Here is a 14,419-nt window from a genome sequence, read left to right as displayed (position 1 = left end):
CAGGCGCCGGCCGGGCGGGCACAGCTGCTGCGGGTCGATCCAGGCCGCGCGGGCCAGGTGCGCGCAGTGCTGCCACTGGTCCCAGGGCGTGCCCTGGCTGGCTTGGATCAGGTTGGCGTCATTCATCAGGGCAAAGCTCCAGGGCAGGCGGCGCGCGCGCTGGCACAGGGGGCGCCAGTGCAGGTGGCCAGAACTCATCAAGGTACCGAGGGTTCAGAGGCCGCTGCGCGGCTGGGAGTTCCACCGCGCCGCTGGCCGGGGCGGCGGCGGCAGAGGTGCGGTTTGTCCGGCCAGCGCCCCCGATTCGTCGATCCGGCACCTGTCGTGGAATTTTGCCCTCCGCGCCTGATCCCAGTAGCGTGCCCGTCGTCTGTTCAGGAAGTGTCGCTCCATGGATTCCATCACCCAAGCCCTGCTGGGCGCTGCATTGCAAGGCTCGCTGCTGGGCCGTATTCAGGGGCGCCGCGCGCTGGTCTACGGCGCCGTGCTGGCCACCGTGCCGGACCTCGATGTGTTCGTGCACTACGCCGACCCCGTGTCACAGATGACCTACCACCGTGGTTTCTCCCACTCGCTGTTCGTGCTGACCGCACTGGCCATGATGCTCACGACCCTGGTCATGGCCTTGGCTCGATGGCGATGGCCGGACCACGGCTACCGCTGGCCACGCGTGATGCTGACGTTCTGGCTGGTGCTGGTGACCCATCCATTGCTCGATGCCTTCACCGTCTACGGCACCCAGCTGCTCTGGCCGCTGCAGGTCACGCCGCAGAGTTGGGCGGGGGTGTTCATCATCGATCCGCTGTACAGCGTGCCACTGCTGCTGACGGTGATTTATGCCGCCGTGCGCGGGCTGGGCGAGGGTGCGCGGCGCTGGCTGGCGGCGGCGCTGGTGTTCAGCACCCTGTACCTGGGGTTCGGCATTGCCGCACGAGTGGTCAGCGAGCAGCGCTTTGCCGCTGCTCTGGATGCCCAGGACATTGCCCACAGCCAGGTGCGCGCCGTGCCGATGGCGTTCAGTACCGTGCTCTGGCGGGTAATGGCCAAGACCCCGGACGGCCACTACTACGAAGGTGTGAGCAGCCTGCTGGACACGGAGCCCCCGGAAATGCAGCGCCAGGCCTTGCACCTGGACGCCGCGCAGCCCCTCACGGGCGTGCCGTTGCACGAACGCCTGCGCTGGTTCACGGGCGACTGGCTGCGCTACGACATCATCGGCGACGCGCTGGTGGTCAGCGACCTGCGCATGGGCATGCCGAGCGACTACAACTTCCGCTTCCTCATGGCCCGGCGCGATGCGCAAGGCCGGTGGCAGCCGGTGCAGCCGTCACGCTGGCCGGGCAACAGTGCCCGCTCCATGTTCGACCGGCAGATGCTGGGGCTGCTCTGGCAGCGGATCTTCGACCAGCAACCGCCGCTGCCACTGGCCGCCTGGCAGGCGCGATCCCTTGGGGAGCGCGCTGCGCCTTAGCGGGCCTGGCGGTCAGTCAAGCGGTGTGGTCATCATTGGGGCTGCCTTGCAGCCCATCGCGGCTGACCGGAGCGCCGGACCGGCCGCCTACAAGGCGCGCGGTCGGCCGGACACGCTGCCCCCGCAAGAAAATGCAGTGGGTGTAGGAGCGGCTTCAGCCGCGATGGCCGGCGCAGCCGGCCCGGCACAGATACCACCGGACAACCTGCAGGAAGGGGGTAGCCGCCATTGGGTCGGCTGCGCCGCCCATCGCGGCTGACCGGAGCGCCGGACCGGCCGCTTCTACACGGGGCGCTCTGGACCGAACACGATGATTCCACTAAAGGAATACAGTCTGTGTTGCAGCGCTTCAGCCGCGACGGCCGGGCCAGCCTTTCCCATACCTGCCCCAATCCGCCCATTCAGCGGCAGTTACCGGCCTTGCGATACCCCTCGGCCTGCGCCTGCGCTTCGGATTCGAAGCTGATTCGGTTCTTCGCGCCCACTTGCGTGTAGCTCGGGCAGCCGGTGGGCAGGTGATACACGTGGCTGTTACGGTTGCCGACGATGGTGCCACTGGCCGAGCCCGAGGGTTTTGCAGCAGCGGCGCTGGCGCCGGCTTTTGGCGCACTCGCGACCGCAGGTCCCACGCCATCCCCTACCGGCTTGTAACCCTGGCTCCAGTGGCGGGCGCCGCTCACGAACGGGTTGCCGTGGCCCATGATCGCGCTGATACGGCGGTCACGTTCCTTTTCCCAGGCATTGACCGGGAACTGTTTGTCCCAGGCCATCAGCAGGCGTTGCTGCTGGTTGGACATGTTCAGCTTGTAGCGATCGAACATGTAGAACGTGGTGCGCGCCACCAGGCCCTTGACCTCGTCGCGGGGCTCTGCGGTGCGCTGCTGGAAGTCGATGCGGGTCTTGCACTGGCCGTACTGCGCGGCCACACCGGAAGTCATGCCGTAGTTGAAGTTGCTGCGGTCGCCGTTCACTTCGCCCACCGCAGGGTAGAGGTTGAACAGGTCGGCTTCCATGGCGCGGAACACCGGGTCGTTATCGACGCACTGCTTGCGCCCTCCGTTCTGCCAGCACTGGCGCTGGTGGCCGAAGGTCCAGGCCGGGACGATATGTTCCCACTCGGTGCGTTCGGCACGGTTGGCCTGCTTCCGGGTGGTGTAGCCGCACGAGGCCGGGTCGATACGCCCGCCGGACTTGCCCACCCACTGCCACTTGCAGCCGCAGTACAAGTCACCCGTGGCGCTGCTGGCCTGGTCAAGGTAGACCTTCTCCTTGGCCACCACCTTGGCTTGGGTGAACGTGTCAGGCGGGCTGGCGAAAGTGGGGAAAGCGACAGCGAAGGTAAGGGTTAACGCAGTTAACAGCTTGATCATGGTCACGAAGTTGTCAGAAAAGGGCACGCATTATAGTCATTCCTTTGACGCGAGCCCTACCCGTTACTGCGCCGTATCGATGCTCACCACCACCGACATGCCGGGGCGCAGGCGCTCGGCGTCGGCCTGGTCGGCGTCAACCGTGATGCGCACCGGAATGCGCTGGGCGATCTTGACGAAGTTGCCGGTGGCATTGTCGGCCTGCAGCAGTGCGAATTCCGAGCCGGTGGCTGGGGCGATCTGCTCGACATGGCCCCAGAGCTTGCGGTGGTGCAGGGCATCGACGGTGAAGCTGACCTTCTGGCCAATGCGCACGTCGGCCATCTGCGTTTCCTTCAGGTTGGCGATGACCCACAAGGTGTCGGGCACCAGCGCCATCAATTGCGCACCGGAATTCACATACGCACCCAGGCGCGTACCGATCTGGCCGAGCTGGCCATCGCGCGGCGCCACGACGCGGGTGTTGTCCAGATCGATGCGCGCCAGGTTGACACTGGCCTTGGCGTTCTCCACGGCCGCTTCCAGGGCACCGCGGTTGACGATCACCGATTGCAGGTCTTGCCGGGCGATTTCCAGCGCCGCCTTGGCCTGGGCCACACTGGCTTGCGCCTGCGCGGCCGCGGCGCGGGTGATGTCGAACTCACGGCGTGACACCGAGCCATCACTGACCAGCGCCTGGTTGCGGCGCAGGTCGGCCTTGGCCTTGTCGCCTTGGGCTGCGGCGTCGTTGATCGCCGCCTGACGCTGGGCGATGGTGGCTTCAGCACTGTGACGCTGCTGCAGGTTATTGGCCAGGGCCGCTTCCTGTTGCTGCTGCTGGGCGATGGCCTGGGCCAGGCGCTGGCGGTAGATGCGGTCGTCCAGACGCACCAGCAGGTCGCCGGCCTTGACGAACTGGAAGTCGTGCACCGGCACTTCGACGATGTAGCCGGCCAGTTGCGGGCCAATGGTCGTCACCTGACCTTTCACCAGCGCGTTCTCGGTGCTTTCGATGGGGCTGCTGAACGGTGGCAGGCGCCAGGCATAGAGCACCAGCAGCACCCCGGCCAGGGCGATGGCGGCGAACACCAGGGTCGACAGCAGGCGCACGCGGCGCGAGCCGGACGGGTTTTCCGGCTCGCTGGGTGGCGCTTTGCCCTCCGGGGTCTCGGCCAGAGCGGTGGTGGTGGTCGAAGGCGTTTCCTGGGTCATTGGGGTGAGGCACCGGCAGTGGAAGAGGATGAAGGCGTGCGGCGGGCCGAGTACCAGACCCACAGGCTGCGCAGGAAAATCCAGGCCATGGTCAGCAGGGCAATCACCCCGATCAGCATGAACACATCGTTATAGGCCAGCACATTGGCTTCGCGGGTAGCGGCGTTGGCCAGCAGGCGCGTGCCGACCTCCGTGCGCAGGCCAGGATCGGCGACCTGCCCGGCGTAACTGGCGCCGCCACTTTGCACGCGTGCCGCCACCAGCGGGTCGAAGGCGCTCAGACGCTCGGTGATCTGGCTGGAGTGGAATTTTTCCCGCCAGATCTGAAAGGTGCCCAACAGCGCCGCGCCGATCAGCCCGCCGAGGTTGTTGCAGATCCCGAACAGCACGGAAAAGCTCACCAGGTTGCGCGGGTTGGCCCGCACGTGGCTGATGCCCAGCACCATGCAGGGGCCCAGGAAGAAGGTGCCACCGAAGGCCAGCAGGAACTGGCTGAAGTACATCTGCGCCGGGCGTGTGAGGTTGCTTGAGGTGCTGTCCATGAAGGCGCCTGCCGCCATGGCCGCGACCGAGATGAACAGCGGCCAGATCAGGTGCGCGGGGTTGATGCTCAGCGCGCTGGTGGCCAGCCCCGCCACAGCGCCCAGCAGCATGATCGCGTACAGCGAGCGCATCTGCTCGCTGCCCATGTTCAGCGCCTGCAGAAAGCCCACCGCGCCGGTGGACTGCTCGGAGGTGACCATGCGAATCAGGATGACGCACAGGGCCAGCCGAATCACCGCCGCGCTGCCCAGCCAGCGGGTCATCAGCAAGGGGTTGCGGCGGTTGTGCTCGATCGCCAGGCCACTGCAGATCAGTGCAATGGAGGCGGCCAGGGCGATGCCGATCCAGGGCGTTTCCAACCACCATTCGATACGCCCCAGCGACAGCGCGGCGCACAACAGCGCGGTGCCGCCGGCCATCAGCGAGAAAGTCAGAAAGTCCAGTGGCTCGAAGGTCTTGAAACGGTCCCCGGGCGGTAGCTTGAGCATCAGCACGCAGCCCAGTGCGGTCACTGCCAGCCCCAGCTCGAACAGGTACAAGCCGCGCCACTCGGCGATCTGCAGCAGGTCTTCGGAGAACACCCGCGCCAGCGGCAGGGCCAACTGTGAAGCGCCCAGGCCCAGCACCATGGCACGCAAACGCCACTTGGCCGGAAACGCCTGGATCATGTAGTACAGCCCCAGCGAGCTCAGCGCCGCACCGACCATGCCGTGCGCCGCCCGTACCGCTACGGCGGAATTCAGGTCATTGACGAACAGGTGGGCAAAGGTCACCAGCGCGTACAGGACCAGGAACACTTCGGTGAAGGCACGCAGGCCGAACTCCTGGCGAAATTTCACCAGCAGCAGGTTCATCGACACGTTGGTCATCACGTAGGCTGCCGGCAGCCAGGCCATCTCGGCGGTGGTGGCGCCCAGCGCGCCTTGGAGAAACACCAGGTTGGCGGTGACCAGCGCATTGCCCAGCCCGCCGGTGATTGCCACCAGCAGGCCAACGATGCCATAAGCCAGGCGCTTGCTCGGCGCGTGCAGCGGCGTGGACGGCGAGCCAGGCAGCACCGGTCGTTCATGCTCTTGCCACTGGCGGGGGGCGAACTTGTCCATGACGGGGTCTGCGCGGGTCGTTGGGGCGTGAAGGTGAGTCTAATGGACTGGAAGGAAATGGAAAAATTCTGTTACGTAGGGCTGGAAAGAGGGGCTGGCCCGCAAGCGGGGGTGCGACGCTTACCCTGTGCAAGCGACGGCGGGGCGTACGCTCAGCCGCGCCGCCATCAGGGCCGTGCGCTCAGAACGATCGGATGATCCGCCCCAGGGTTTCCATGGCCCGCTCGGCGCTGTCGTTCCAAGGGCTGCCGTAGTTCAGGCGAATGCAGTTACCGAAGCGCCGCGTCGGCGAAAAGATCGGCCCCGGCGCAATGCTGATGCCTTGGGCCAGCGCCATGTGAAACAGCTTCAGGGCGTCGATCCGTTCGGGCAGTTCAAGCCACAGGAAATAGCCTCCGCTCGGCTGACTGACTCGGGTCTGTGGCGGAAAATACTTGGCAATGGCCGCGAGCATGTTGGCCTGCTGGCCTTCCAGGGCATAACGCAGCTTGCGCAAATGGCGGTCGTAGCCGCCGTGCTGCAGGTAATCGGCAATCGCCGCCTGCGCGGGCATCGAGGCGCAGAGCGAGGTCATCAGCTTGAGCCGCTCGATCTTCTGCGCAAAGCGGCCGGCCGCCACCCAGCCGATGCGGTAGCCCGGCGCCAGGCTCTTGGCGAATGAGCTGCAGTGCATCACCATGCCCTCGGTGTCGAAGGCCTTGGCCGGTTTCGGGGCCTGCTGGGCGTAGTACAGCTCGGCGTAGACATCGTCTTCGATCAACGGCACCTGATGGGTGCGTAGCAGCGCCACCAGCGCCTGCTTCTTGGCCTCCGGCATGCTGGCGCCCACCGGGTTCTGGAAGTTGCTCATGCACCACACTGCCTTGACCGGGTGCTTGGCCAGGGTGTGCGCCAGCACCTCGAGGTCCATGCCTTCGCGCGGGTGCACCGGGATTTCCACCGCCTTGAGCTTGAGCCGCTCCAGCACTTGCAGGCAGGCATAGAACGCCGGTGCTTCGATGGCCACCAGGTCACCGGGCTCGGTCACCGCCTGCAAGCACAGGTTCAGCGCTTCCAGCGCGCCATTGGTGATCAGCAGTTCCTCCATCGGCAGCATCAACCCGGTGACCATGTAGCGCAGGGCGATCTGCCGGCGCAGCTGCGGGTTGCCCGGCGACAGGTCGGTGACCGCCACCCGTGGGTCCATGCTGCGTGCGGCGCTGGCCAGCGAGCGCGCCAGGCGCTGCAACGGGAACAGCATCGGGCTGGGAAAGGCCGAGCCGAACGGCACGGTGGCCGGGTCTTTGATCGATTCGAGGATGGAAAACACCAGCCCACTGACGTCAACCTCGGTCGACTCGCTGACCGGCGCAAGGGTCTGCGGCTCGACGAAGGCGCGGGGCGCATGGCTGTTGACGAAATAGCCCGATCGCGCACGCGCACGTATCAGGCCGCGGCGCTCGAGCAGGTAGTAGGCCTGGAACACCGTGGAGGGGCTAACCCCGTGGGTCTGGCTGGCATAGCGCACCGACGGTATCCGCTCACCAGGGCCCAGCACCCCGCTGCGGATCAGTTCGGCAATGTCGTCGGCAAAGCGTTCGTAGCGTTTCATGGCAGCTCGGCGGGCGGATCAAGGTGGCAGGCGGTTGACTCAACCGCCTGCCACTATGGCCGCCGCGCTGCTTTCAGTACAGCCTCAGTCAGCACGAATAAAACCATATCAGTGAGGCCGCTGCGCTCAGATGACCGAGCCTGGCACGCTGGCCTTGAGGTGCCGGCGGCTATCACGGGCGCCGGCCACGGTCAGGGCGTCGGCCTCGACTTCGGTGATCGGCACGCGCTCGCCCTGGAGCACGGCAATCGACATGCGCAGGGTATCGTCGGTAATGATCTCGATCTCCGGGCCTTGAGCCTCGAGTGTGTTCTGCGCACCCAGCAGGGTGCAGCGGTGGGTGGTTTCGTCGATCTGGACAGGCATGGCGAGTTCCTCTCGGTGTATGACACAAGGCTATGACTGCGCCTGTGGCACGGTTGCTCACCCGGATGGGCGAACGGTTCACGGGCACTCCGGGTTTCGCCCACGGTCCACCGTTCATCGAAGGCGTGGGAGCGGGTATCAATGGACGATTGGTTAGCCAATGTAGGAGAGGCCATTGCGGCTGAATTTGCCGACGTCACTGACGAGCAGGAGGTGGCACGCATCCTGGTGCGCCTGCTGATGGCAGCGATTCTGGGGGCCGTGCTGGGGTTCGAGCGTGAGCACCGGGGCAAGTCTGCCGGGGTGCGCACGCACATGCTGGTCTCGATGGGTGCGGCGCTGTTCGTGCTCGCGCCGAGTATGGCCGGGGCTGACGATCAGGCCATGAGCCGGGTGATCCAGGGCATCGTTGCCGGGATCGGTTTCCTGGGTGCTGGCACCATCCTCAAAGGCAATGGCAGCGACCCGAGCCACGTCAAGGGCCTGACCACGGCAGCGGGCTTGTGGATGACGGCGGCCATCGGCACGGCGGCGGGCATGGGACGTGAGGCAACGGCGCTGATCAGTACTGTGCTGGCCCTGCTGGTGCTGGGCAGCATGCCGGCGCTGGTCGAACGGCTCGAGGGCGAGCATGAGGACAAGAAGAAGGAGGAGGGCAACAAACGGTGAGGCCAATGCTCACGTGGCAGGACCCCAGACAGCACTAAGGGGAGCCGAAGCTCCCCTTGAGGTGTGTTGCCTGCACTGTTCTTGTTATTAGTGACGGGCCGATTGTTGTTTTTGTTGGCCAGTCCGGGTGGTGCGGTGGCCCCTAACCGGGGCTCAAGAGCAAACGTATTTTTTTGAGCGCTGATCGATGTTCATCATTGCTGATCCAGCCTGACCGTCGCTACCTGAGGGTAGTTTTGTTGTTCTGTGCCAGGTGCGGGGCACTGACCCCGGAAAACCCATCGACTCCAAAAAGATCTGCTTGCTACGTTTCTGCCGTGTTGTTCTTGTTATGTCAGAACCGTTGTCTGTTGTTTTTATTGGGTGGTGCGCTTTGTTGTTCTTGTTGTACGAAAGATATAGCAGGTGCCGTGCCAACTTTTCAAAAGCCCCGTATTCCGGGGGGTAAAGCCCACTGCCGGGTGTTCTGCTACCGAGAATATCTGTCGAATTGTTTCCGTGTTACCCGATTTTTCGCTGCAAAGGGGGCTGGGGTAACACTTCCCCTGTGGCAATGTGTCACCTCTGCCGCTCAGCCCGCCGTACGCGCTCTTGCCACGCGCGAGCCGGTAGCACGCCCCAGAACAGTGCTGATGCGCTGGCCTGCGGCGATCAATCGGTCAAGGTCGATACCGGTTTCGATGCCCAGCCCTTGCATCAGGTACACCACGTCTTCGGTGGCGATGTTACCGGTCGCGCCCTTGGCGTATGGGCAGCCGCCGAGCCCGGCCACCGAGCTGTCGAACACGCTGACCCCTTCGAGCAGGCTGGCATAGACATTGGCCAGGGCCTGGCCATAGGTGTCGTGAAAATGCCCGGCCAGTTGCGCACGCGGCACGTTATTGCCGACTACCTCGAACAACCGGCGTGTGTCGCCTGCCGTGCCGGTGCCGAGCGTGTCACCCAGCGACACTTCATAGCAGCCCATCTCGAACAGGGCCCGGGCCACCGGCGCGACCTGTTCGGCGCGCACTGCGCCTTCATAAGGGCAACCCAGCACACACGACACATAGCCGCGCACCCGCACATCATGCTGGCGGGCCAGCGCCATCAGCGGCTCGAAGCGCTTGAGGCTGTCACTGATCGAGCAGTTGATGTTGCGCTGCGAGAACGCCTCGGAAGCCGCGGCGAACACCGCGACTTCCTTGACTCCGGCTGCCAATGCGTCTTCCAGACCCCGCAGGTTGGGGGCCAGGGCCGCGTAGGTGACACCCGCACGTGGAGTGATACCGGCGAACACCTCAGCCGAGCCGGCCATCTGCGGCACCCATTTGGGCGAGACGAAACTGCCTACTTCGATATAGGCAAGCCCTGCGGCGCTGAGGTCGTCGACCAGTCGCACCTTGTCGGCCACGCTGATCGGTTGGGCTTCGTTCTGCAGGCCATCGCGTGGGCCGACATCGACCAGGCGTACGGAAGAGGGCAAGGACATGGCAGAGGTTTCCTGTGCGTAATAGGGTGAGCTTCAGAGCGGGCGGGGTCGGCTGGCACCGGCCAGGGCCTGTTCACAGCGTTCCTGGGCAGTGTCCAGCTCCAGGTGCATCTGCTGAATGTCGAGCATCTGCTGCTCCAGCTGGGCGCGGCGCTCGGCAATCTTGGCCAGCATGCTGTTCAACTGCCGCGCGTTGCCGCCGCTGGGATCGTACAGGCTGATCAGCTCGCGGCACTCGGCCAGGGAAAAGCCGATGCGTTTACCGCGCAGGATCAGCTTCAAGGTCACTTTGTCGCGGGCCGAATAGATGCGTTCCAGGCCTCGCCGCTCGGGCGTCAGCAGGCCTTGCTCTTCATAGAAACGAATGGCCCGGGTGGTGATGTCCAGTTCGCGGGACAGGTCGGAGATGCTGTAGGTCGGGTTGCTCATGGTTGGCTCTGCGGCAGTGTGGCACTAGGCTATAACCCGCTTTCCGTATACGTCAAGGCGCTTGACTGCGTTCACGAACCGAACACATTCATCCGAGTGGCAGGGAACGTCTGCGCCAGATTGGTCTCATAGGTCTCAGACTCGGGCACCTGGCCCCGCTCATGATGATGGCTTGTATGAGATGAACCTTTACCTTGACGGCGACGCAGAGCGCCGGAATACCGTGCCGCCAGGCTTTCTGCTCGAAGGCGGGACAGTGGCGACCTTGCTGCAGACCCTTGAGCCGCGCAACACGCCCCTCGGCGCGCCGGGCACATGGCCGCTGAGCCTGCAGACGCTGATGGCGACCATTTTGCCGGCCAAGGCGCAGATCGTGCTGTTCTGGGGGCCTGACTACGTGGCCCTCTACAACGACGCCTATGCGCCCACCATCGGCGTCAAGCACCCCCGGGCCCTCGGTCGACCGGCTCAGGAAAACTGGAGCGAGCTGTGGGACGACCTCGAGCCCTTGCTGCGTGGCGTGCGCGAGACGGGCGAAACGTTTTCGGCAACCGATCGGCCTTTCTATCTTGAGCGCCGCGGGCTGGGGGAGACCGCCTGGTTCGACGTGTCCTATTCGCCAGTGCGAGAAGTCGACGGCAGCATCGGCGGCATTCTGTGCATCGTCACCGAGACCACCGAGCGCGTGCAGTTCGAACAGCGCCAGGCGTTTCTGCTGGAGCTCGGCCGCACCCTTCCGCAAATCAAGGATGCCGCGCAGATCGAGGCCTTCGTCACGCGTCGCCTCGGTGAGCAGTTGGGCGCTTCGCGGGTATTCTTCGCCCATGACGCCGGTGACGAGCAGCACTTCTGCATCGAGCGGCAGTGGCTCGATGGCGCCCCGACGCTGGCTCGCGAGCATGCCTACGCCACCTACGGCGAGCATCTGCACGCCACCTTGGCCGAAGGCCAGAGCATCACCGGCGATTTTGCCGCAGGCGACATCCACGACCTCTGCGCCAGCCTGCTGATGCCGGTACGCACCGGCACGCAGCTGGACGCCACCCTGGCGGTACATTTCCATACACCGCATGCGTTCACCGAGGCCGAGCGGGTGCTGATCGATGAAACCGCCAAGCTGGCCTGGGTGGCCATTCTTCGCGCCCGCGCCGAGGCCAGTCTGGTGGCATTGAACGTCAGCCTCGAAGAGCGGGTGGCGAGCATGCTGGCCCAGCGCGAAGCGTCGATGCTGCAGCTGCATGAAGCCCGCAAGATGGAAATGATCGGCCAGCTCACCGGTGGTATCGCCCACGACTTCAACAACATGCTCACCCCCATTATCGCCTCGCTGGAATTGATCCAGCGCCGCTCACCCGAACCGCGTTCCCTGCGGTTGATCGACACCGCACTGCTGGCCGCCGATCGCGCGCGAACGGTGGTGGGACGCCTGCTGACCTTCGCCCGGCGCCAGACCCTCAAGCCGCAGGTGGTGGGGCTGGCCACGCTGATCGAGGACATGCGCGAACTGATCGCCCGTTCACTGGGGCCGACCATTGCGCTGCACGTGGAGGTTGATGCCGAGCTGCCGGGGGTGGTGATCGACCCCGGGCAACTGGAACTGGCCCTGCTCAATCTGGTGGTCAACGCACGCGATGCCATGCCCCAGGGTGGGCGCCTGGCGATTCGCGCGGGGCTGGTCGACGACAGTACCGCGCGGCCCACAGGTATCGTGGCCGGCCAGGTGATTTGGCTGCAGGTCTGCGACAACGGCTGCGGCATGCCCGATGAGGTGCTGGCGCGCTGCTTCGAACCGTTCTTCTCGACCAAGAACGTTGGCCAGGGCATCGGCCTGGGCCTGCCCATGGTGCAGGGGCTGGCCTTGCAATCAGGCGGCGGCTTTACCCTGTGTTCGCAGGAGCACAGCGGCACCCAGGCCACGCTGTGGTTGCCCGCCAGCGAAACGCCCGCTGAAGGGCGTGAAGCAGACAGCCAGGAACCATGGTCGACCCCTTGCGGCGGCCATGTCCTGGTGGTCGACGATGAAGAAATCGTGCGCCAGGCCACCGCCCTGCAGCTGCGCGACCTGGGCTATCAGGTGACCGAGGCGCAGAGCGCTGCGCAGGCCATGGAATTGCTGGCCGCCGGCCTGGTGCCGGATATGCTGGTCACCGATCAGGTCATGCCTGACATGACCGGCGCAGCGTTCGCCCAACAGGCCCGCGAGGGTCTGCCGCAGTTGCCGGTGTTGATCATCACCGGCTATGCCAACCTCTCGCCCAGCGAGCTGAACGGCTTCGAGGTGCTGCGCAAGCCTTTCCGTCGTGCCGAGCTGGCCCATGCGCTGGCGCGGTTGATCGAGCGCAAGACCCGCTGACCGCCCTGCTCAGGGCTCGCTGCGGGCATCGATCAAGGCCCACAGGCGCGGATCGTCGAAATCATCGATCACCAGTTGCGCCCCGGCCGCCAGCAGGCGTTCGGGCGTTTGCGTGGTGCTCAGGGCAACCGTGTAGATACCCGCCGCGCTGGCCGCAGTGACGCCCGGCACTGAATCCTCGAAGGCCAGGGCCTGGCTGGCCGCTGCGCCCAGGCGCTCGAGCCCGGTGAGGTAGGGCAGCGGGTCGGGCTTTGGCCGCGACAGCTCGTCTGCGACCACTACTTTCGCGAACGCCTCTTCCAGGCCCATGGCCCGTAGCATGTGCTCGGCATTCAGGCGCGGGGCATTGGTGACCACGCACAGGCCCAGCGCCGATCGACGCGCGTGCGCCAGCAGGCGCAGCAGGCCGGGCAGGGGCTGCAGTGTGGGTGAACGGTCTCGGAACAGCGCTTCCTTGCGCTCGGCCATGGCTTGCCGATCAGTGGGCGAGAGCTCGGGAAACAACTGGGCAAACAACTGTGTGTTGGCCTGGCCGCTGACCTTTTCCTCGAATTCCTCCTGGCTCAAGGCGCGCCCGTCGTGTTCGTGGAGCAGGTCGCGGAAGGCCTGCAGGTGCAAGGTATCGGTGTCGGTGAGGGTTCCATCGAGGTCGAACAGCAACGCGGTCAGCATGGGTGATCCAGATCATTCGCAGCGAAGAGAAACGAATCATACCCATCTGCGCGACAAAGGGGGCTGTTCAGATTTTACGGAAAAGAGTACAAATGTGCTCCATGGATACCTTGACCCCCAAGCGCCGCGCCATTCTCGATTTCATTCGCGAGCGCATCCTCGAACACGGCCAGCCACCCAGCCTGGCCGACATCGCCACGCGCTTCGGCTTTGCCTCGCGCAGTGTGGCCCGCAAGCACATCACCGCGCTGTGCCAGAGCGGTCATATCGACATCACGCCCAATCAGGCGCGCAGCATTCGCCTGGCCGATGCCCCGCGCCGGCCAGAGCTGCTCGAGTTACCGGTGCTGGGGCGGGTGGCCGCCGGTGCTCCGATCGGCCCGGACATCGACATTCATGAGCGCCTGCTGATCGACCCGAGCCTGTTCCGCCGCACCCCGGATTACCTGCTCAAGGTGCGCGGGGATTCGATGATCGGTGACGGCATCCTCGACGGTGACCTGGTCGGCATCCGCCAGCAGGGCGAGGCCCACGAGGGCCAGGTCGTGGTCGCGCGGCTGGATGGCGAAGTGACCATCAAGCGTCTGCACCGCCTGCCCGGCGGTTACCGGCTCATGCCGCGCAACCCGGCTTACGCGCCGATCGACGTCGGGCCTGAGCACGAGCTGGTGATCGAAGGCGTGTTCTGCGGCCTGGTGAGGCGCGATTGATGAGCGCGGTCGTCGACCTCGAGCGCCTGCTCGAACAACGCCAGATCTGGCGTGGCCGGCAATCGCAGGTACGCACCACCGGGCAACAGCCCACCGGCCACCTGGCGCTGGATGCGCACCTGCCCGAAGGCGGCTGGCCGGCCGCCGCACTCAGTGAGCTGTTGCTCGCCAGCCCCGGATGCGGGGAATTGCAGTTGCTGTGGCCAACCCTGGCGCGGCTGACCGGCGAGCAGGGGCGGGTGGTGCTGGTCGCGCCGCCGTTCATTCCCTATGCGCCCGCCTGGCTCGCGGCAGGGGTCGACCTGCGTTGGTTGGCCCAGGTCGATGCCGAGCCCGATGAGGTGCTCTGGGCCGCCGAACAATGCCTGCGCTCGGGCAGCTGTGCCGCGGTGCTCTGCTGGCCACAGCGGGCCGACGATCGCGCCTTGCGCCGCTTACAGGTGGCGGCCGAAACCGGTCAGGCCCTGGCCATCGTCTGTC

Annotated in this window: 13 protein-coding genes; 5 read left to right on the top strand and 8 right to left on the bottom strand. The window is 65.4% G+C overall.

The features are described 5' to 3' along the window. Positions 1-391 precede the first annotated feature (391 nt). Positions 392-1,471 (top strand): metal-dependent hydrolase, encoded by a 1,080-nt coding sequence (locus RT028_RS17085; RefSeq protein WP_312936295.1) that lies wholly within the window; start codon positions 392-394, stop codon positions 1,469-1,471. A gap of 401 nt (positions 1,472-1,872) precedes the next feature. Here RT028_RS17085 and RT028_RS17080 read toward each other — a convergent pair whose 3' ends face one another. The 5 genes from RT028_RS17080 to RT028_RS17060 all read right to left on the bottom strand — a co-directional run bounded on the left by RT028_RS17080 (position 1,873) and on the right by RT028_RS17060 (position 7,635). Further along, entirely contained in the window at positions 1,873-2,841 is a 969-nt protein-coding gene (locus RT028_RS17080) for an endonuclease (protein WP_312936296.1), read from the bottom strand. Positions 2,842-2,904: 63 nt separating this feature from the next. Continuing rightward, a complete protein-coding gene (locus RT028_RS17075; protein WP_312936294.1) occupies positions 2,905-4,032 on the bottom strand; it encodes an HlyD family secretion protein in 1,128 nt (375 codons plus the stop codon). Further along, positions 4,029-5,678 carry an MFS transporter gene (locus RT028_RS17070; protein ID WP_312936293.1) on the bottom strand — a complete coding sequence of 550 codons (1,650 nt, stop codon included), beginning with the start codon at positions 5,676-5,678 and terminating at the stop codon, positions 4,029-4,031. Before RT028_RS17070 ends, RT028_RS17075 begins: the two co-directional genes overlap by 4 nt. Before the next feature lie 181 nt (positions 5,679-5,859). Continuing rightward, positions 5,860-7,269, bottom strand: a complete 1,410-nt coding sequence (gene mapR, locus RT028_RS17065) for a GntR family transcriptional regulator MpaR (RefSeq protein ID WP_312936292.1) — start codon at positions 7,267-7,269, stop codon at positions 5,860-5,862. Between the two features lie 126 nt (positions 7,270-7,395). Then, entirely contained in the window at positions 7,396-7,635 is a 240-nt protein-coding gene (locus RT028_RS17060) for a DUF3203 family protein (RefSeq protein ID WP_312936291.1), read from the bottom strand. 141 nt (positions 7,636-7,776) lie between these two features. Between RT028_RS17060 and RT028_RS17055 the strand changes: the two genes are divergently transcribed. After that, positions 7,777-8,304 carry an MgtC/SapB family protein gene (locus RT028_RS17055; protein ID WP_312936290.1) on the top strand — a complete coding sequence of 176 codons (528 nt, stop codon included), beginning with the start codon at positions 7,777-7,779 and terminating at the stop codon, positions 8,302-8,304. A gap of 571 nt (positions 8,305-8,875) precedes the next feature. On the opposite strand, the gene RT028_RS17050 is transcribed toward RT028_RS17055, so the two are convergent. Together RT028_RS17050 and RT028_RS17045 are read right to left on the bottom strand one after the other, a co-directional pair. Further along, on the bottom strand, positions 8,876-9,775 hold the full coding sequence (locus RT028_RS17050) for a hydroxymethylglutaryl-CoA lyase (RefSeq protein ID WP_312936289.1): 900 nt from the start codon (positions 9,773-9,775) through the stop codon (positions 8,876-8,878). A gap of 33 nt (positions 9,776-9,808) precedes the next feature. Then, complete coding sequence (locus tag RT028_RS17045; RefSeq protein ID WP_312936288.1) at positions 9,809-10,204, bottom strand: MerR family DNA-binding transcriptional regulator; 396 nt, start codon at positions 10,202-10,204, stop codon at positions 9,809-9,811. 181 nt (positions 10,205-10,385) lie between these two features. Here RT028_RS17045 and RT028_RS17040 point away from each other — a divergent pair, with 181 nt between their 5' ends. Further along, the gene (locus tag RT028_RS17040; protein ID WP_312936287.1) at positions 10,386-12,557 is read left to right on the top strand and encodes an ATP-binding protein; all 2,172 of its coding nucleotides are present in this window, start codon (positions 10,386-10,388) and stop codon (positions 12,555-12,557) included. A gap of 9 nt (positions 12,558-12,566) precedes the next feature. Here RT028_RS17040 and RT028_RS17035 read toward each other — a convergent pair whose 3' ends face one another. Then, a complete protein-coding gene (locus RT028_RS17035; RefSeq protein ID WP_312936286.1) occupies positions 12,567-13,229 on the bottom strand; it encodes an HAD-IA family hydrolase in 663 nt (220 codons plus the stop codon). 92 nt (positions 13,230-13,321) lie between these two features. Here RT028_RS17035 and lexA point away from each other — a divergent pair, with 92 nt between their 5' ends. Together lexA and imuA are read left to right on the top strand one after the other, a co-directional pair. Beyond that, the gene (gene lexA, locus RT028_RS17030; RefSeq protein WP_312936285.1) at positions 13,322-13,939 is read left to right on the top strand and encodes a transcriptional repressor LexA; all 618 of its coding nucleotides are present in this window, start codon (positions 13,322-13,324) and stop codon (positions 13,937-13,939) included. Next, positions 13,939-14,419: translesion DNA synthesis-associated protein ImuA (imuA, locus tag RT028_RS17025; protein WP_312936284.1), on the top strand; the 481-nt coding region annotated here is incomplete at its 3' end. The genes lexA and imuA, both read left to right, overlap by 1 nt.

This window comes from Pseudomonas sp., assembly GCF_032058845.1.
Taxonomy (GTDB): domain Bacteria; phylum Pseudomonadota; class Gammaproteobacteria; order Pseudomonadales; family Pseudomonadaceae; genus Aquipseudomonas.
Note: the sequence above shows the minus strand (reverse complement) of the source record. Positions and strands in the feature narration are given on the sequence as shown.

Bases quoted from the DNA above. Each gene is read 5' to 3' on its own strand.
- RT028_RS17055 (WP_312936290.1), top strand. From the start codon at position 7,777: ATGGACGATTGGTTAGCCAATGTAGGAGAGGCCATTGCGGCTGAATTT.
- RT028_RS17075 (WP_312936294.1), bottom strand. From the start codon at position 4,032: ATGACCCAGGAAACGCCTTCGACCACCACCACCGCTCTGGCCGAGACC.
- RT028_RS17050 (WP_312936289.1), bottom strand. From the start codon at position 9,775: ATGTCCTTGCCCTCTTCCGTACGCCTGGTCGATGTCGGCCCACGCGAT.
- RT028_RS17060 (WP_312936291.1), bottom strand. From the start codon at position 7,635: ATGCCTGTCCAGATCGACGAAACCACCCACCGCTGCACCCTGCTGGGT.
- RT028_RS17070 (WP_312936293.1), bottom strand. From the start codon at position 5,678: ATGGACAAGTTCGCCCCCCGCCAGTGGCAAGAGCATGAACGACCGGTG.
- RT028_RS17080 (WP_312936296.1), bottom strand. From the start codon at position 2,841: ATGATCAAGCTGTTAACTGCGTTAACCCTTACCTTCGCTGTCGCTTTC.
- RT028_RS17040 (WP_312936287.1), top strand. From the start codon at position 10,386: ATGAACCTTTACCTTGACGGCGACGCAGAGCGCCGGAATACCGTGCCG.
- mapR (WP_312936292.1), bottom strand. From the start codon at position 7,269: ATGAAACGCTACGAACGCTTTGCCGACGACATTGCCGAACTGATCCGC.
- lexA (WP_312936285.1), top strand. From the start codon at position 13,322: ATGTGCTCCATGGATACCTTGACCCCCAAGCGCCGCGCCATTCTCGAT.
- RT028_RS17085 (WP_312936295.1), top strand. From the start codon at position 392: ATGGATTCCATCACCCAAGCCCTGCTGGGCGCTGCATTGCAAGGCTCG.
- RT028_RS17045 (WP_312936288.1), bottom strand. From the start codon at position 10,204: ATGAGCAACCCGACCTACAGCATCTCCGACCTGTCCCGCGAACTGGAC.
- RT028_RS17035 (WP_312936286.1), bottom strand. From the start codon at position 13,229: ATGCTGACCGCGTTGCTGTTCGACCTCGATGGAACCCTCACCGACACC.